The sequence below is a fragment of the Paenibacillus rigui genome, from assembly GCF_002234615.1.
Classification (GTDB): domain Bacteria; phylum Bacillota; class Bacilli; order Paenibacillales; family NBRC-103111; genus Paenibacillus_S; species Paenibacillus_S rigui.
On record NZ_NMQW01000043.1, the window covers coordinates 32,458 to 49,657 of the forward strand.

Annotated in this window: 16 protein-coding genes; 9 read left to right on the forward strand and 7 right to left on the reverse strand. The window is 53.5% G+C overall.

Features of this window, described 5'->3' with window-relative positions; genetic code table 11:
- Window positions 1-89 precede the first annotated feature (89 nt).
- On the forward strand, window positions 90-830 hold the full coding sequence (locus tag CF651_RS24915; RefSeq protein WP_245856142.1) for a 3D domain-containing protein: 741 nt from the start codon (window positions 90-92) through the stop codon (window positions 828-830).
- A gap of 152 nt (window positions 831-982) precedes the next feature.
- Here the strand turns inward: CF651_RS24915 and CF651_RS24920 are convergent, their stop codons facing one another.
- Window positions 983-1,171, reverse strand: a complete 189-nt coding sequence (locus CF651_RS24920; protein ID WP_094017596.1) for a hypothetical protein — start codon at window positions 1,169-1,171, stop codon at window positions 983-985.
- A 214-nt stretch (window positions 1,172-1,385) separates the two neighbouring features.
- Between CF651_RS24920 and CF651_RS24925 the strand changes: the two genes are divergently transcribed.
- A complete protein-coding gene (locus CF651_RS24925) occupies window positions 1,386-3,065 on the forward strand; it encodes a glutamine--tRNA ligase/YqeY domain fusion protein (RefSeq protein WP_179232982.1) in 1,680 nt (559 codons plus the stop codon).
- A gap of 357 nt (window positions 3,066-3,422) precedes the next feature.
- Here CF651_RS24925 and CF651_RS24930 read toward each other — a convergent pair whose 3' ends face one another.
- The 5 genes from CF651_RS24930 to CF651_RS24950 all read right to left on the reverse strand — a co-directional run bounded on the left by CF651_RS24930 (window position 3,423) and on the right by CF651_RS24950 (window position 10,000).
- Entirely contained in the window at window positions 3,423-4,595 is a 1,173-nt protein-coding gene (locus tag CF651_RS24930; RefSeq protein WP_094017597.1) for a response regulator, read from the reverse strand.
- Window positions 4,592-6,514: a cache domain-containing sensor histidine kinase gene (locus tag CF651_RS24935; protein ID WP_094017598.1), complete on the reverse strand. Its 1,923-nt coding sequence runs from the start codon at window positions 6,512-6,514 to the stop codon at window positions 4,592-4,594. The genes CF651_RS24930 and CF651_RS24935 overlap by 4 nt, the downstream gene beginning before the upstream one ends.
- 239 nt (window positions 6,515-6,753) lie before the next feature.
- On the reverse strand, window positions 6,754-7,638 hold the full coding sequence (locus CF651_RS24940) for a carbohydrate ABC transporter permease (RefSeq protein ID WP_094017599.1): 885 nt from the start codon (window positions 7,636-7,638) through the stop codon (window positions 6,754-6,756).
- A gap of 22 nt (window positions 7,639-7,660) precedes the next feature.
- A complete protein-coding gene (locus CF651_RS24945) occupies window positions 7,661-8,551 on the reverse strand; it encodes a carbohydrate ABC transporter permease (protein WP_094017600.1) in 891 nt (296 codons plus the stop codon).
- Between the two features lie 102 nt (window positions 8,552-8,653).
- Window positions 8,654-10,000, reverse strand: coding sequence for a sugar ABC transporter substrate-binding protein (locus CF651_RS24950; RefSeq protein ID WP_094017601.1), 1,347 nt, complete (start codon window positions 9,998-10,000; stop codon window positions 8,654-8,656).
- 323 nt (window positions 10,001-10,323) lie between these two features.
- Here CF651_RS24950 and CF651_RS24955 point away from each other — a divergent pair, with 323 nt between their 5' ends.
- The 5 genes from CF651_RS24955 (at window position 10,324) to CF651_RS24975 (ending at window position 14,448) form a co-directional block, all read left to right on the forward strand.
- A complete protein-coding gene (locus CF651_RS24955) occupies window positions 10,324-11,097 on the forward strand; it encodes a DODA-type extradiol aromatic ring-opening family dioxygenase (protein WP_094017602.1) in 774 nt (257 codons plus the stop codon).
- A gap of 181 nt (window positions 11,098-11,278) precedes the next feature.
- A complete protein-coding gene (locus CF651_RS24960; RefSeq protein WP_094017603.1) occupies window positions 11,279-11,536 on the forward strand; it encodes a hypothetical protein in 258 nt (85 codons plus the stop codon).
- Between the two features lie 254 nt (window positions 11,537-11,790).
- On the forward strand, window positions 11,791-12,372 hold the full coding sequence (locus tag CF651_RS24965; RefSeq protein WP_425436323.1) for a class I SAM-dependent methyltransferase: 582 nt from the start codon (window positions 11,791-11,793) through the stop codon (window positions 12,370-12,372).
- A gap of 305 nt (window positions 12,373-12,677) precedes the next feature.
- A complete protein-coding gene (locus CF651_RS24970) occupies window positions 12,678-13,379 on the forward strand; it encodes a response regulator transcription factor (RefSeq protein WP_094017605.1) in 702 nt (233 codons plus the stop codon).
- Window positions 13,372-14,448 (forward strand): sensor histidine kinase, encoded by a 1,077-nt coding sequence (locus CF651_RS24975; protein WP_245856143.1) that lies wholly within the window; start codon window positions 13,372-13,374, stop codon window positions 14,446-14,448. Before CF651_RS24970 ends, CF651_RS24975 begins: the two co-directional genes overlap by 8 nt.
- Before the next feature lie 19 nt (window positions 14,449-14,467).
- Here the strand turns inward: CF651_RS24975 and CF651_RS24980 are convergent, their stop codons facing one another.
- Window positions 14,468-14,836: a winged helix-turn-helix transcriptional regulator gene (locus CF651_RS24980; RefSeq protein ID WP_094017606.1), complete on the reverse strand. Its 369-nt coding sequence runs from the start codon at window positions 14,834-14,836 to the stop codon at window positions 14,468-14,470.
- 133 nt (window positions 14,837-14,969) lie between these two features.
- Between CF651_RS24980 and CF651_RS24985 the strand changes: the two genes are divergently transcribed.
- Both CF651_RS24985 and CF651_RS24990 read left to right on the forward strand, forming a co-directional pair.
- Window positions 14,970-16,187, forward strand: a complete 1,218-nt coding sequence (locus CF651_RS24985) for an MFS transporter (RefSeq protein ID WP_094017607.1) — start codon at window positions 14,970-14,972, stop codon at window positions 16,185-16,187.
- Window positions 16,188-16,229: 42 nt separating this feature from the next.
- Window positions 16,230-17,075, forward strand: coding sequence for an aldo/keto reductase (locus CF651_RS24990; RefSeq protein ID WP_094017608.1), 846 nt, complete (start codon window positions 16,230-16,232; stop codon window positions 17,073-17,075).
- The last annotated feature ends 125 nt before the right edge of the window (window positions 17,076-17,200 follow it).

The following is a 17,200-nucleotide window of genomic DNA, read 5'->3' on the forward strand; positions in this document are numbered from 1 at the left end:
TAAGCCCCCTATTGCCGGCGGATGTTTAGAATCTAGCAAAATAGGCAAATCTAGTACTAGTTTCTTGAAAAGAAGGAGGATCCCTGCCCATGTTTGGAACCCGTTTGAACCGGATGACGCTCATCTGTCTCGTATTGCTGCTCCAAGCAGCCCCCGGCTTGACTAGCCGTGCTTACGCTTACTACGGTGATGAAGGTTATGAGGATGCGGCCGCTGTGTACGGACCTGCCTATATCGCTTACGATTCAACAACGGAGCTGGGCCCGGTGCTCGGTCCCGCTCTTCCTGAGGCCGAGCCGGAGCCGGCTGCAACGCCGCAGCCGCTGAAGTATCAAGTCGCCTCGGGAGATACCCTGTACAAAATTGCCCGTGATTTCAATATTTCTATCACCGCACTCCTGGTAGAGAACGATATTCCCGACCCGAAGCGGTTATCCGTCGGGCAGCAGCTGCTCATTCCGGATTCCGAAGCGATTATCCCCCTGCCAGGCGGCGAACGCCAAGTGGTCAAGCAGGTTATCAGCTCCACGCTGACCGCCTACACGGCAGGCGTCGAATCGACGGGCAAGAGCCCCTCGCATTCCGCCTACGGTATTACCTACAGCGGCAGCCGGGCCGAGGAAGGACGGACAATCGCCGTCGACCCTAATGTCATCCCTATCGGCACCACCGTATTCATTGACGGTATAGGCATACGTAAAGCCGAGGACACCGGCTCCGCCGTCCGCGGCGCCCGCATCGACGTCTTCATGGACGACGTTAAACAGGCTATCAATTTTGGCGTGAAGCGCAACGTGAAGGTGTATGTACTCTCAGGGGAAAATGTGTAGCTTTGCTAGTTTCGTAGACAAGGATATCGGCATTGCCGTCTTTCAAGATGGCGGCATTTGTCAAGATAGACGAAGGATGAGAAGCTTATACGCTTATCTACGGACCAAGAGCCGCTGGCAATAAACCAGCGGCTCTTTTTTACTAGCTTTGATTAGAATGTGACAGCTTCCACTTTGCGCAAAGGAATATATACTGTGATACCTGCGCTAGTCGTAATCACTACGTTACCGTCTTTAATCCCTTGATATTTCCCTGTACGGAAGGCACTGTCGAAATAAACAGTAATTTGTGTGCCTAAGCTAACTTTGTCAAGAATGCTGAGGATGGAGGATGTGGACATCGGGTGCAACCCCCTTTCCAATGCTAGGATAAGATATCATATGCTAGTGGACCCTCAAAAAACTAGATTAATATAGTAGGGAAAGAACATATTTTAAGGGACAACCCGCCCTCACCTGTGGTGCCTGCCGGGCCAATGTAGGGAAAAAATCATATTTTCAAAGCGTCAGCCATTATATTTCCATCCGTTTTTGTGTATTATATTAAGATAAACTATGAAGCAAGAAAGGTTGATTGTGTTGGAGAACCCGTCTGCATCATCTCATTTTATTAAAAACATCGTCATCGAGGATTTAAAATCCGGCAAAGTGGACGAAATCGTCACACGCTTCCCGCCCGAACCGAACGGCTATTTGCATATCGGGCACTCCAAATCGATCTGCCTGAACTTCGAGCTGGCCGACGAATTCAAAGGACGCACGAACCTCCGGTTCGATGATACGAACCCGTCCAAGGAGGATACGGAATTTGTCGAAGCGATCAAAGAGGATGTGCGTTGGCTCGGCTTCGAGTGGGACGGCCTGTTCTTTGCATCAGATTATTTCGAGGAAATGTATCAACGCGCGATTTTGCTAATTAAAAAAGGCAAGGCTTATGTCGATGACCTGACTGCCGAGGAAATCCGCCTCACCCGCGGCACCTTGACGCAGCCGGGCGAGAACAGCCCGCACCGCGAGCGCAGCGTGGAGGAGAATCTGGAGCTGTTCGACCGGATGCGCAAAGGCGAGTTCAAGGACGGCGAAAAGGTGCTGCGCGCCAAGATCGACATGTCTTCGCCGAACATCAATCTTCGCGATCCCGTGCTGTACCGGATTTCCCATACGACGCACCACAACACAGGGGATCAATGGTGTATTTATCCGATGTACGACTACGCGCATCCGCTCGGCGATGCGATTGAGGGCGTGACGCACTCTATCTGTACGCTGGAGTTCGAGGACCACCGTCCGCTGTACGACTGGGTGATCCAGGAGTGCGAGATGGAGGCGCAGCCGAAGCAGTACGAGTTTGCCCGGCTGAACCTAACGAACACGGTGATGAGCAAGCGTTTCTTGAAGCAGCTGGTCGACGAGAAAATTGTCGATGCGTGGGACGACCCGCGGATGCCGACGATTTCGGGCTTGCGCCGCAAGGGCTTCACGCCGGAGGCGATCCGCAACTTTGCGCGTGAAACCGGTGTGGCCCGCAGCTACAGCATTGTGGATGAGCGGATGCTGGAGCATTTTATCCGTGAGGACCTGAAGCTGAAGGTGCCGCGTACGATGGGCGTGCTGCGTCCGTTGAAGGTGGTCATTACGAATTATCCGGAAGGACAAACCGAAGAGCTGGAGGCGGAGATCAATCCGGAAAATCCGGAGATGGGCAGCCGTCAAATTACATTCTCCCGTGAAATTTACATCGAGCGGGACGATTTCATGGAGAACCCGCCGAACAAATATTTCCGTCTGTTCCCTGGCAATGAGGTCCGCTTGAAAAATGCCTACTTCATCAAGTGCAACGACTTCGTGAAGGATGCCGACGGCAACGTGGTCGAGATTCACTGCACCTACGATCCGGAGACGAAGAGTGGCAGCGGCTTCACCGGCCGCAAGGTGAAAGGAACGATCCACTGGGTCGACGCTTCCAATGCGGTGCCTGCGGAATTCCGCTTATACGAGCCGCTCATTCTCGATGAACAGCGCGGGGACAGCGACAACTTCCTGGAGCACATCAACCCGAACTCGCTGGAGATCGTTCAAGGGTTCGTCGAGCCGGGCCTGAAGGATGCGCAACCGCAGGACAAATTCCAGTTTTTCCGTCACGGCTACTTCAATGTAGATCCGAAGCTGACGACAGCGGAGAAGCCGGTGTACAACCGGGTGGTTTCCCTGAAAAGCTCTTTTGAAGTCAAGTAAATCACGCAAATCCTCCGGGATCACCCGGGGGATTTTTTTGTGCTGTGCACAAAAAGAAAGAGACCCGCAGCAACGGGCTGCGGGTCTTAAAAGGTTATATATTAAAAAGGGGGTCGAGTTCTATTATAGGCTCGTTTCCTTAAGGGAAGATGAAGATCAGATTACAGTTTCATTACAAACTTGGCCGTTCGTCAGCTGCGATCCTAGGAAAGTCGGGGAGGCCGGAGCTGACATCCAAAGTACATGCGGTTGACCCGTTGACCGCCGGAATGCAACGCCATGCCGCGTGCTGGAGGCTTGCTGCCCCTGTGCTTGCGGACAGAAGAGAGTATCACCCGAGCCTCGCATGAGTCCCTTCTATAGCTCTCCCTCGCTCTGACGACGGTATTCCGTCGGGGTGACGGTGAGCTTCTTGCGGAATACCTGGGTGAAATGCCGCATGTCCTGGTAACCGACCCGTTCGGCGATATCGGCGATTTTCAGATACGGGTCCCGAAGCAGCTCCTTTGCGCGCTCCATCCGCAGCTGAATGATGTAATCCTTGAAGCCTTGGCCGGTCTTTTGCTTGAACAGCTGGCTGAAGTAAGCCGGGTTCAGGTACACAATGGACGCCACCTTCTCGAGGGACAATTCCTCCTGATAGTGGGTGCGAATATATTGAAGCGCCACCTCAATGGAGCTTTCGTTGCGATGCTCATACAGGTTGCCCGGCGCCGCGCTGCCGCACTGCTTCAGCTTCTTCACTTCGTTCGGGATGCTTTGAAAATCATGCAGCAGGCCGCTTGCCGCCAGATGAAACGGAATTTTCAAATATTGATTCAAATGGCTGCGCAGCTCCACCAGGAAGCAGTCCAAGCCGGTCCCTTCCTGGAGCGTAACAAGTCCCAGCAAGCTGTGGCTCTCGAAGCTCGCTACGAAGCCGCGCCCCTTCTGCTCAATCAGCTCGGAGAGCACGTTGTCGACGATAAAATGCTCCAGATGAATGGGCGTCTCGCTCTCCAAGCGAACCATCACGAGATAAAACTCAGCATGGCTCTCCATCTCGGATACCATATCGAATCGGCCGATGTCGAGCCCGGATGCCCAGCGCTGGAACACCGCCTCGCGCAAATATTTGAGGTTCGAGCGGAGCACCTGATTCTCCATCGTCAGACGGCTTTCCCGCTGCAGCTCACTTGCAAGCGAATCGATCAGCTTGATCAGCTTCTCCTTCCCGATCGGCTTCAGCAAATAATCCTTTGCGCCAAGCCGCATCGCCTCCTGCGCATAAGCAAATTCGGAGTATGCGGAGATGACGATCCATTTCACGTGCGGATGCCTGCGGCGGGTCAGCTTCATCAGTTCAAGTCCGGTCATGCCCGGCATCAAGATATCCGTAAACACGATATCAATGTGTTCGTTACGAAGCGTATCAATTGCCTCCTCCGGGGAAGCCGCCGTCCAAATGCGCACCTCCGGATAGGAGGTATGGATCGTCCGGCGGACCCCTTCGCGGATGATCTTCTCATCATCGACCACCAGAATGTTCATGAGGTTCCCGTCTCCCTTCTGTTCCATGACCCGCTCTGCGAAGGTACGGATATGCAGATGACCGTCCCCCGGCCCTGCTCGCTGCGGACGTCGAGCCCGTAGCCTTCGCCGAACATCAGCTGCAACCGGCGGTGCACGTTTTGCAGCCCGATGCCCTGCCGCAGCCGGGCGGCGGCATCGCCCGGCTCAGCCGTGGCTGCGGCTGCCGCCGAAGCTGCCGGCCTGTCGGCAGCTTCGGATTGCCCTGCCGCTGTCGCGGCCGTCCCCGGCGCAGCCGAAGCCTCCGCGGCAGCGGGAGCATCGCCGGCGGAGACCAGCGACGCCTGCAGCCGGGCGAGCGCAGCCGCGTCCATGCCCGGCCCGTTGTCTTCGATATACAGGCGCAGCCGGATATCGTCGGCCTGCGCGTATACCCGCAGCAGACCGGCCTCCTGCCTCCGCTCCAGCCCATGCTTCACGGCGTTTTCGATGATGGGCTGGAGCGTCATTTTGGGAAGCCGTATGCGCTGCCACTGGGCTTCCACCTGGATATCCACCTGCAGCCTGCCGTCCAGACGCAGCTGGATGATGGTCAAATAATGCTGGATTTGCTCCAGCTCCTCCTCCAGCGTTACGACCGAGTTTGCCTCCCAGTGCGAGCTGTAGCGGAACATATTCGACAGCGCCAGCACGACGGAGCCCAGCTTATCCTGCTCCTGCTCATCGAGCATCCAATAAATCATATCCAAGGTATTATATAGGAAATGCGGGTTGACCTGCGACTGCAGCGCCTGCAGCTGTGCGTTCTTTTCGCTCGTCGATACCGATTTGACGCGCTCGATCAGTTCATCCATCCGCCCAACCATTTGGTTGAACGAGGATACCAGGCTGTTAATCTCCTCATATGAATTCACGGTCACCGGACCGCCGCGGAAATTTCCCATCTCCACCTGCTTCATCTCTTGAATGAGCCGCTTGAGCGGGGAAGCGAAGGACTTCGATACGAGCGTCGCCAATACGGTCGAAACGACGACCAGTATCGAGCCGACCACAAGCAAATACTGCTTCATCCGGTCCAGCTCTACATTCAGGTCCGCCTCCGGCGTGATGCTGATGAACTGCCAATCCGCAAGCGATGGGCGGGAGCCGACGATCATATAGCCTCCCTGCTCCTCAACCAGCACCTCGTGCTCCTGAAGCAGTCGCAGCTTTCTATCCAGCTCATGAATCAGCTGAGGCTCCTCCCGGCTCGCCGCCATGACCTCTCCGTCCGCGGACAGCATGTAAACCTCGCTGCGCGCCCCGAGCTGAAGGTTCGACAAGGCCGCCAAAATTTGCTGCGGATTCGTCTCGACGAGCACCATGCCGACCGGCTGATGCGTATGGAGATCGTACATTTGCCGGCCGAACGCAAATACGGCCCGCGACTCATTCTGGTCGATGACCGAATGCTCATGCACGCCGAGCCAGACGAGCTCTCCCGTCGAGACGCTCACCTTCCGGTACCAATCCGACTGCTGGAAGCCCGGATCGATAACGCTCATATAGTTGCCGTAGCTGTAAGGCGTGCCGCTCTTGGAGACGACATGGATCCCGATAATATCCTCCCGGGAGTAGTAATTCGCTCCGAGAATATTGACGATCGACCGCTCGTTAATAGCCCGTACCGCAGGATCCTTGAGCGTATCGTCCGGAAGCAGCCGCTGCAAATCGAAATTCCCCGTCACCGACTTGGTGAGCGTGTCGTATCCACCCAACAACAGATCGAACAGCTCGCTTGTCTGGTAGACGTTTTTTTGCGCAATATCACTGATTTTCTGGTGAACCTGATCGGTAGACCGCTTATAATAAAGCCCGCTGACAATAATCAGCAGGCTCAGCATGCAAACGAGAAATAAAATAAACAACCGACTATAGATGGAATGAAAGCCGCGCCGCACGTTTCCCGAACCCCTTTCGTCCTGCCTGTCCCTACTATACAATAACGACGGACGATTGGCACTCGCATTTTCCTGGGTCAGCCCGCAAGCGACGAACCCAGTACTACGAATAGTCTGTTAACCATGCGGATACGCAGGACAGACAGCCTACCGGCGGATGGCATGTAGCTGCCTGCCGCCATGTAGCACCGCTATCGATCGCCCCGACAGGAGCTGTTCGGTTGAGAAGCAGCCGGCACTTAGCCTTTGACCGCTCCGGCGACCATGCCCTTCGTTATTTTTTCCGACAAGACGAAATAAATCAGCATGACCGGCAGGGCCCCCAGCACCAGGAACGCCCCGATCGCTCCGTAATTGACCGAATACTGGCTGACGAAGCTGTATACGCCGAACGGCAGCGTCTTCAGGCTTTGCGAAGAGATGAAGGTCGAGGCCATAATGTACTCGTTCCAGATCGAGATGAACGTCAAAATGCTGACCGTCATGATCGGCGGTATGGAAATCGGAAGTATAATGCTGCGGAAGGTCCGGTAAATGCTCGCGCCATCCATCACCGCCGACTCCTCAATCTCCAGCGGAATCGTCCGCATGAAGCCTGACAGCACGAACACGGCAAGCGGTGTCGAGAACGAAATGTAAGGCAGTATTAGGGCCAAATAGGTGTTCAAGATGCCCAGGTTTTTAAAAATAATCATTAACGGCAGCAGTGTGGCCTGCAAGGGAATCATGATGCCCACGAGAAAGACCAGCATCACCACGGAGCTGTATTTGAACCGGAACCGGGTGATGGCATAGGCGACCATCGAACACAGCACGATGACGACAGCCATTGTCGAGGCTGTGACGAGGAAGCTGTTGAACAAATATTTCAAATACGTTCCCGCGACGTAGGCGTCCTTGTAATTCATCCATTGCGGCGAATGCGGCAGCGAGAAGAAGCTTCCCGACAGGATCTCCTCATTCGTTTTGAGCGAGTAGATGATAAGCCAGAATAAGGGATACACCTGTGTCACGAACAGCACGGACAGGAAGGTGATCACCAGTCCCTTGCCTCTCGTTCGGCCGGCTCTCCGCCGCGGTACGGTTTGAGTCGGAGCGGTAATTACACCGGGTACTGCACTCATGTAGATCTCTCCTTTGTCTTTCTTAAGAAAATTTGTCCTCCAGCTTGCGGAACACGGCATTGAGCACAATCGTTACCGCCAGACATTCCAGCACAAGGAACGATGCCATGGCGCTTCCGTAGCCGTATCTCATGGAGAGGAACGACATGTTGTACATATGGGTGGAGATCACGTCTGTAGCATGCGCCGGACCGCCTCCGGTCATCACCATAATCATATCGAACGCTTGAAGCGAGCCGATGACGGATAATACAATCGATATTTTAAAAATCGGCAAAACCATTGGCAGTGTGATGTACCTGTCGGCGGTCAGCCCTTCGGCCCCGTCAATTTTTGCCGCTTCATAAATTTCGGAAGGAATGTTTTGAATGCCTGTAAATTGGATGAGCACATGGTACCCCAAATACTGCCACAAGGAAACGAAGAACAGCGCGAAGATCGCCACCTTCGGGTCGGTCAGCCATGGCTTGGTCCAATGCTCCAGACCGACGGCCATTAGCAGCTGATTCAGCATGCCGCCGAGCGAGGCGGGGTTGTAGATCGTTTTCCACAGCTGGCCGATGACAACGACCGATAAAATGACCGGTAAAAAGTAGCTGGAAACAAGAAAATTCGGCTTACGCACATAACGGCTGATGAGAATAGCTACGAACAAAGCGAACGGAATCTCCGCCATGGAAAATAAAGCGAACAACAGCGTCCTGCCTACGGATGGCCAGAACACCGGGTCTTTCGTAAACAGCTCTTTGAAATTGTTAAGTCCGATGAAGCTCGACTTGCCGATCCCGTTCCAATCCAGCATGGAGGTATAGAACGATACCAGGATGGGAATGAACACAAGCAGGATATAGAGCAGCAGACAAGGAAGCACAAACAGAGCAATCGTTCGCTTCGGGACTTTTAAAGCATTCACTGTGAACCGCCTCCAGAAAAAAAAGTCGAAGGGAACCGGTGACCCGGTCCAACCTGTACATCCAGGCCAGCAAGCCCCGTTTCCCTTCGTGAAAATAACCGTTTACTTATTATTCGTTTCGAAAGCGGCCTGATGCTCCTTCGCCACGTCCTTCGGATCTTTCTTCTGTACGAACAGATTTTGAATACTGGTCAAGTGCACTTGCGCTGTGCCCGGGTTCATCGTGTTATCGAAGGCGAGGTCGCCGCCCTGAACATTTTTGAACAAATCCATAACCTGCATAGCCAGATCGGAATAGCCTGCGGCTTTGAGATCGCCCTCAACCTTCTGTGCAACGCCGACCGCGTTATGCAATTCAAACGAAACCTTCGGGAAGCTCACCATGAAATAGTTCAGGAAGTCCTTCGTTTCCTTCAAATGCTTGCTGTTTGCCGAAATCGCAAAGCCGCTGCCCGGAGCCAGCATGAATTGATCCGGATTGCCTTTGCCGCCGACCGTCGGGAATTTGAATGCGCCGATCTTGCCTTTGACCGAGGAATCATCGATGCTGCCCGTTGCCCAGGTCCCCATGTAGTACATAGCCGCTTTGCCTGTCTTGAACAGGTTCTCCCCTGCCGTCAGGTCGAAGGAAGTGGCTCCCTCCTGGAATGCGCCGGCCTGCACCAAATCCTGCAGCTTGGAAACGGCTTCGACGAACGCCGGGTCCTCGAACGTTTTCTTCTTATCCTGTACGTCCTTCAAGAAATTAGGGCCGTTGTTCGTTCTCAGCACCATGTTCATAAACAGGAAGGAGCCGGTCCACGTATCTTTCTCCGGAATCGCCATTGGGATGATGCCTTTGGCTTTAAGCTTCTTCGCCGCCTCCACCATGTCCTCGAACGTCTTCGGCACTTCAACGCCCGCTTGGCTGAACAGCTCCTTGTTGTAATACACAACGCCGATATTGTTCCCGTCCGGCAGCGCATACACGTTATTGTTAAAGGTATAATAATCGAGAATGCCTTTTTGGAACGTATCCTTCAAGCCGTTCTGGTCAAGCATATCGTTAAGCGGAGCCAGCAGGCCTGCATCCACGAAGGGCTTCATTTGAGCACTTGGGTTGACGATCGTAATGTCCGGCACTTCTTTGGACGCCGCTTGAGTTTTCAGCTTCATTTTTTGCTGGTCGGTATTCAGAGAATCAAGCTCGATCTTGATGTTCGGGTGTGCCGCCATATAATCGGCGACGATTTTTTTCATCACTTTGTTGTTGGGAGCGGTCGGGTCCGGATAAATGTTCTGGAACGTAATTGTCACGGCACCCTGCTTATCTTTATCCTTCGAGGCATCACCTGCTGCGCCGTTCGGCGAGGCGCTTCCGTTCGTGGAGCCGGTACCGCCTCCACAGGCCGCGAGACCGAATACCATCGTACCTGCCAACGCCAGATGAACCAAGCGATTTGTTTTCATTTCCTTGCTTCCCCCTCGTGTATCGTTGTTCTCAATCACAAGTTTATTATGCTATAGGGAGACCCTTTCAACAATGAAGAAACTTAAGGGATTAGGTTTGTTTTTTCTATGTCGGCTTCAGTCTGCCCGCCCATGATGCGAACAGCGGCACGCCTATTGCCTGACAGGCAATTTGTGAAAAGATTGCATTGACTCCGGCTTCCGGTCATGTTAACATTTATTTAAAGTAACTAACTTACTAATTACAATTAATCGTGATAGAGCAGGGTCACAGCAGAAGCCAGTTCCTTCTGTGCCCGCTTATACCTGGGAGGATGTTGATCATGGGAGCATCATATTTTATCGGCCACGGATCGCCTATGCTGGCGATTCAGGATATTCCTTACACCCGCGAGCTGCGGAAGCTTGGAGCATCGCTCGGCAAGCCGGAAGCGGTCGTCGTCTTTACCGCCCACTGGACGACGCGCGAGCTGTCCGTGACGTCGACAGACGACGTCTACGAAACAATCTATGACTTCGGCGGCTTCCCGGACGAGCTGTTCCGGGTCGTCTATCCGGCCCGCGGCTCCAGGAAGCTGGCCGGCGAGGTCATCGACCTCTTCGCCGCGGCAGGCTTGTCCGCGCGGCCGAACGAGGTGCGCGGCCTCGACCACGGCGTGTGGGTGCTGCTGCGCCACCTGTTCCCCGACGCGGACGTGCCGGTCATCGCCGTCTCGGTGAACCCGCTGCTGCCGCCGGAGCAGCAGTACAAGATCGGGCAGGCGCTCGCCCCGCTGCTCGAGCGCGATATCGTTGTGATCGGCAGCGGCGCGACGATCCACAACTTCCGCGAGATGAACTTTCACGCGGAGAATCAGGCGGATGCCTGGGCGAAGGAGTTCGACGACTGGCTGATCGGGCATCTGCAAGCGTGGGACACCGATTCCCTGTTCGACTACCGGAAGCAGGCCCCTCACGCCGTACGGGCGACGCCGGACTACGAGCATTTTCTCCCGCTATTCCTTGCGATGGGCGCCGGGGACAAGCAGCGCCGGATGGAGCTGCTGACACAAATTTATTTGTATGGCTCTCTGAGCCATTTGATTGTGAAGTTCTAATGTGGCTGACCGCCATGAAGCGCCCCGGTGTGCGGGGCGCTGCGGGCGGCGCGAATGAGCTTGCAACCCGCTGCACCGCTTATTCAGCGGGCAGCAAGCCTTTTTCTTAGGCTGCGCGGACTGTCCAAGACACCTCTTCCTTTCCCTGACATATGGTAGGGATAAAGGAGGAGATCCGCATATGCCATGGAGCTACAAGGTGCCTTACCTGCTCGGAAAGCCGGTCGGCATTTCTCTGAAGAACGGTCAAGGGGTCAGCGGCGTGCTGTGCAGCGTGTACGACGGCCAAGTGTACGTGATGGAGTACTTATACCACACCCAGTTTGCCACCAAGCACTATCCGGTGAATGCGATTCAGGATATGAATCCGTTCCCCAGCTCCTATATGCCGCCACCGCCGCCCATGCCTTATCCGCAGCCTCGCCCGTTCAGGTCCTGACCGTTCAGCCCGAATTCTGTCCGAAGCTGCGTAGAGCTGGAAAGCTTAAAGACGCCGTCAACCCACGCTGTGAGTGGGTGACGGCGTCTTTGCTTAGCTTTCATAGGGTCAGGATGCCGATGTACCGATAGAGATTGCCTAATGAACCCTTCTCATCTTCAGAAATTCTTCAACTTTGCTTCCACTTGTTCTGAAGAAGTTTTCGATACGATGGTCGTGTCGAAAGTAAAGAGCGAGAGAGGCGATGTTTCATGATGCGAGCTATGCAAGAGAAGCTGCTGTTCCTGTATAAATTTATGCGTACGCCAAAGCAAATCGGCAGCGTAACACCAAGCTCTACATTTTTGGCGAGAAAAATGCTGGAGCCTGTTCCTTGGAGCAAGGTTGCGAGCGTTGTGGAGCTAGGGGCCGGTACAGGCGCAATTACCAGGCACATGGATGCGGTCCGGCGTAGAGATACGACAGTGCTTCTGTTTGAGCAAGACCCCCATCTGCTAAGCAGACTGAAGGAGGCTTTTCCGGATTACGCCTGCCATGAGGACGCCTGCGGCCTCCGGAATGCCTTAAAGGAAACGGGAATCGACAGGCTTGATTGCGTGCTTAGCGGGCTTCCGTTTTTCAATTTCCCCCATCAGCTGCGTGAACAGATTATGCAGGAGGTCACGGCTGCATTAAGACCGGGCGGCCTGTTTATCGCCTTCCAATATTCGCAGCAAATGCGAAAACGGCTCAGCCGGGATTTTGAGATTGAGCACATTCATTTCGTTCCGCTCAATGTTCCGCCCGCGTTCGTCTATGTGTGCCGGAAAAAGGAAGCCTCCAGCCATGAGCTATGAAGCACGGCTGTCATTCATCCAACAGTTCGGCCAGTTGGTGTTAATTGACGGAGACATTCGTTAAATGGTAGTTTTGCATTAGACCCGTTATTTTCTTCCAGTCGCTCGTCCCATCATGTCTTATGTGGTGTGGTTGGTACAACCGGATGATGCTCACACGTACAGCTTCTACGGGTGTAGTCACAGCTTCGATGTCACCCAAGCAGTGCCTCGTAACCGGCTCTGTGTTGGGTCAGCTTGATTCACGATTTATGTATGCTGCCGGTTTCATTGGGACGCTTACTTAATCCGAGGAGGAATGCAGCTTGACGATTCGTATTCTCGTATCGGATGACGATCTGGAGATTCGCGATGTCATTCGCATTTATTTGCAAAATGAAGGCTTCTGTGTATATGAAGCGGAGGATGGTATCCAGGCGCTAGAATGGCTGAGCAAGGAAACGATGGATTTGATCATTTTGGACATTATGATGCCGAACATGGATGGAATTAAGACCTGCTTCCAGATACGGGCCATGTCGAACATTCCAATCATCATGCTCTCCGCGAAGGGAGAAGATATCGATAAAATAATGGGTCTGACAACAGGAGCCGATGATTACGTTGCCAAGCCCTTTAACCCGCTGGAACTGGTCGCGAGAGTGAAGGCACAGCTGCGCAGACAGTCGTTCACAGACGCTCTTCAGGCAGGCAAGGTTGCCCCTGCCGACGGCATCTTCGAGGTCGATGATTTGATTATTGATACAAACCGTCATCTGGTGACGGTATCAGGCAAAGGGGTTTCGCTTACCCCGATCGAATTCGCCATTTTGAAGCTGCTCGCCGGACGGCGCGGACAGGTTTTCAACGTCGAGCAAATTTACCGGAATGTGTGGAAAGAGGACAAATTTTTATCCGACAATACCGTAATGGTCCACGTGCGGAATATCCGTGAGAAAATCGAGGACAATCCCCGGGAGCCGCGCTATATCAAAACCGTATGGGGAGTGGGATACAAAATTGATTAGAAGCTTCCTTGCCCTTCTTGATCACCGAAAGAGCATCCGAATCCGGATTGTCGGTTCGTTTGTCCTTAGCTTCTTGATTGCGTTCATCGGTTCGGCCATTATCACCGTAAACAGCTTTTTTGACCGGTTAGGGAGCACTCTCTCGGCCATCGCCTCTTTACTGGCGTTCATCGCCATCTTCCTGCTTGTGTTCTTTATGTTCACGAGGCGAATCGTACGTTACATGCAGACATTGGCAAGCGGCCTTATGACCATCGCCAAGGGCAATCTCAAGTACCGGGTGCCGCTGTCCAACCAGGACGAGCTCGGCGTGGTGGCGCAGAATATCAATTACATGGCGGAACAGCTGCATACCATGATGGACAAGGAACGCCGTCTAGAAATGTCCAAAATCGAGCTGATTACTCACATATCTCACGATTTGCGAACTCCCCTGACAAGCATCATCGGTTATTTGAATTTGCTCAAAAACGACGATTATCGCGATCTGGAGGAGCATAAACGCTTCATCAACAACGCATTCAACAAGACGCAGCAGCTAAAAAAGCTGATTGACGACCTGTTCGATTATACCCGTCTGACCAGCGGGGATGTGACTCTGTCCTTTCAAAGAATCGATATCAGCAGCCTGGTTGAGCAAATTGTCAACGAATTCGAACCGATCGCTCAAGAGCATTCTCTTGCCGTTCACAAGATCGGAGCTCCACAAGCTCTGTACGTGCAGATCGATGTAGAAAAATTTGTTCGAGCCCTTGATAATCTTTTGATGAATGCGCTCAAGTTTTCCTTGAAGCCCGGGGAGGTTGCGATTCGGCTTGCGGAAAGGGGTGAGCAGGTTGTCCTTTCTATCGAAAACCGGGGAAAACCGATCACGACAGAGCAGGAAGCATTGCTCTTCGAACGCTTTTACAAAGCGGAGCCTTCCCGGCACGATCGCGACATGCCGTCCGGCGCGGGACTCGGCTTGTCCATTGCAAGCCATATCGTCGAGCTGCATGGCAGCAAGTTGAAGCTGCATCATCAGAATGGTCATTTCTCTTTTACGATTGAGCTGCCCAAAGTATTGTAATCCATCAGCAATTCCCCTGCTAATGATTCAAAATACTATCCTCCAGCACGGCAAACTTATCGCCGTATTCTTTAATGATATGCCGTTCTCCCCACGCGCACAGCGAATCCAGGATCGGCTTCAAGCCCCAGCCGTACTCCGTCAGCTCATACTCCACCTTGGGCGGGACTTGATTATACGTAATCCGGTTAATAATCCCGTCCTCCTCCAGCTCCCGCAGCTGCTGGGTCAGCATCTTTTGGGTAATGCCGGGCATCAGCCGCTTCAAGTCGCTGGTTCGTTTTTTTCCATGAGTCAAATGGCATAAGATGACGCACTTCCATTTGCCCCCGATCACCTCAAGCGTCGCTTCAACGGATATGTTGTATTTTTTCTTCGGTTCCGCCATGACCTGTCCCTCCTGCTGTTTATAGGCACTTTTTAGTACCTATAGCACTTATAAGTACGTACTATTCTTTTCTACTCACTTGCTCCATAATAGCATTTGCCGGCCGGTGAATCTATAGATAGGAGTGAGATGAATGCCATTAGATAAAAGAAGAAGCACCCTGGCGCTCCTGGCCCTGGCCATTAGTGCCTTTGCAATAGGAACGACCGAGTTTATCAGCGTGGGACTGCTGCCGCTTATCGCTGAAGACCTGCATATATCCGTAACCACCTCGGGCTTAACCGTCACTTTGTATGCATTAGGCGTCACTTTTGGCGCTCCTGTATTAACGTCACTGACCTCCAATATATCTCGCAAAACGCTGCTGTTTTGGATCATGATCGTGTTTATTGCGGGCAACAGCCTTGCGGCCGCTGCGAGCGGCATCGGCGTGCTGCTGACCGCACGTGTCATCTCCGCTTTGTCGCACGGCATCTTCATGTCGATCGGCTCTACGATCGCGGCGGATCTGGTGCCGGAAAACCGCCGGGCCAGTGCCATTGCGATGATGTTTTCCGGGCTTACCGTGGCCACGGTCACCGGAGTGCCCATCGGCACGTTTATCGGACAGCAATGGGGTTGGCGCGCCGCTTTTGCTGCCATTGTCGTCGTCGGTATTGCAGCTCTGATAGCGAATATGCTTTTGGTTCCTTCCCATTTGCGCAAAGGAGCCAAAATCATGCTGCGGGATCAGCTTAAGCTGATAACAAACGGACGACTGCTGCTTGTTTTTGCTATTACCGCCCTTGGATACGGGGGGACGTTCGTCGTCTTTACTTATTTATCCCCGCTGCTCCACGACATTACCGGGTTTCAGGAGCATACGGTAGCCGCCATCCTGCTGCTGTACGGCATCGCCATTGCCATCGGCAATGTCATTGGAGGCAAGGCCGCGAACCGCAAGCCGGTAAATGCGCTGTTCTACATGTTCGCCGTTCAATCCCTCGTGCTGCTGCTCTTGGCCTTCACCGCGCCGTTCAAAGCGGCTGGCCTGATAACGATATTCGGTATGGGGCTGCTCGCCTTCATGAACGTTCCGGGACTTCAGGTGTACGTCGTGATGCTGGCGGAGCGTTATGTTCCCAAAGCGGTTGATGTCGCATCCGCCATCAATATCGCCGCCTTTAACGCAGGCATTGCTATCGGCGCCTACTTGGGCGGAGTGGTCACAGATACCATCGGCTTGATTCATACGACATGGGTGGGCGCATTGATGGTTCTAGGCGCTGTCATCCTGACAGCCTGGAGCCGTGCCTTGGAAAAGAAACCGGCCCGCAGCCCGGAAACCGAGCCCGCCTACCGGTCGGCTTAACCCTTCTTATCCCCAATACAATATACAGGAGTGAACCACATAATGAATCTGCACAATTTGCAGTCCACAACCGTATTGCACAATGGAGTTCGTATGCCTTGGCTTGGCCTGGGCGTTTTTAAAGTCGAAGAAGGAACCCAGCTGGTGGAGGCTGTTCAATCCGCTGTTCGCCACGGTTACCGCAGTATCGATACCGCGGCTATTTACGGCAATGAAGCCAGCGTCGGCCAAGGCATCCAGGCAGCCCTTCAGGAGACGGGGCTGAGCCAGGAAGAGCTCTTCGTTACCTCGAAGGTTTGGAATGCCGATCTCGGCTACGAATCCACTCTCGCCGCGTACGAAGCCAGCTTGGCCAAATTGCAGCTGGATTATCTCGACTTGTACCTGATTCATTGGCCTGTCGCAGGCAAATATAAAGAAGCATGGAGAGCTCTGGAAGCCCTCTACCGGGAAGGCCGTGTCAAAGCGATCGGGGTGAGCAATTTCCAGGTCCATCATCTGGAAGAGATCATGAAGGAGGCGGAGATCAAACCGATGGTCAACCAGGTTGAATATCACCCTCAGCTGACTCAAGCTTCGCTGCTTAGCTACTGTCAGTCCCATAACATTCAGCTGGAGGCCTGGTCGCCGCTCATGCAAGGCCAGCTGCTGGAGCAGCCGGTACTGAAGGAAATTGCGGAGCGGCACGGCAAGTCCGTCGCTCAAGTCATTTTGCGCTGGGATTTGCAGCATGGCGTGGTGACGATTCCGAAATCAACGAAGGAGCAGCGCATCATCGAGAATGGTTCGGTCTTCGACTTTGCGTTATCGGCCGAGGATATGACACGAATCGATGCCTTGAACCGGGATTTACGCGTTGGACCGGATCCGGACAACTTTGATTTTTAATGTGCCCAGACGGTACAAGACCATACAGACCGTTCTTCTCGATCAGAGGGCGGTCTGTTTTATTTTTGACTATCGGCGTCTCACCTAAAAATATCGCAACTCCGCATAGAAATTACACAAGCTTT

Bases quoted from the DNA above. Each gene is read 5' to 3' on its own strand.
- CF651_RS24915 (WP_245856142.1), top strand. From the start codon at position 90: ATGTTTGGAACCCGTTTGAACCGGATGACGCTCATCTGTCTCGTATTG.
- CF651_RS24920 (WP_094017596.1), bottom strand. From the start codon at position 1,171: ATGTCCACATCCTCCATCCTCAGCATTCTTGACAAAGTTAGCTTAGGC.
- CF651_RS24925 (WP_179232982.1), top strand. From the start codon at position 1,386: ATGAAGCAAGAAAGGTTGATTGTGTTGGAGAACCCGTCTGCATCATCT.
- CF651_RS24930 (WP_094017597.1), bottom strand. From the start codon at position 4,595: ATGAACATTCTGGTGGTCGATGATGAGAAGATCATCCGCGAAGGGGTC.
- CF651_RS24940 (WP_094017599.1), bottom strand. From the start codon at position 7,638: ATGAGTGCAGTACCCGGTGTAATTACCGCTCCGACTCAAACCGTACCG.
- CF651_RS24950 (WP_094017601.1), bottom strand. From the start codon at position 10,000: ATGAAAACAAATCGCTTGGTTCATCTGGCGTTGGCAGGTACGATGGTA.
- CF651_RS24955 (WP_094017602.1), top strand. From the start codon at position 10,324: ATGGGAGCATCATATTTTATCGGCCACGGATCGCCTATGCTGGCGATT.
- CF651_RS24960 (WP_094017603.1), top strand. From the start codon at position 11,279: ATGCCATGGAGCTACAAGGTGCCTTACCTGCTCGGAAAGCCGGTCGGC.
- CF651_RS24965 (WP_425436323.1), top strand. From the start codon at position 11,791: ATGCGAGCTATGCAAGAGAAGCTGCTGTTCCTGTATAAATTTATGCGT.
- CF651_RS24980 (WP_094017606.1), bottom strand. From the start codon at position 14,836: ATGGCGGAACCGAAGAAAAAATACAACATATCCGTTGAAGCGACGCTT.
- CF651_RS24985 (WP_094017607.1), top strand. From the start codon at position 14,970: ATGCCATTAGATAAAAGAAGAAGCACCCTGGCGCTCCTGGCCCTGGCC.
- CF651_RS24990 (WP_094017608.1), top strand. From the start codon at position 16,230: ATGAATCTGCACAATTTGCAGTCCACAACCGTATTGCACAATGGAGTT.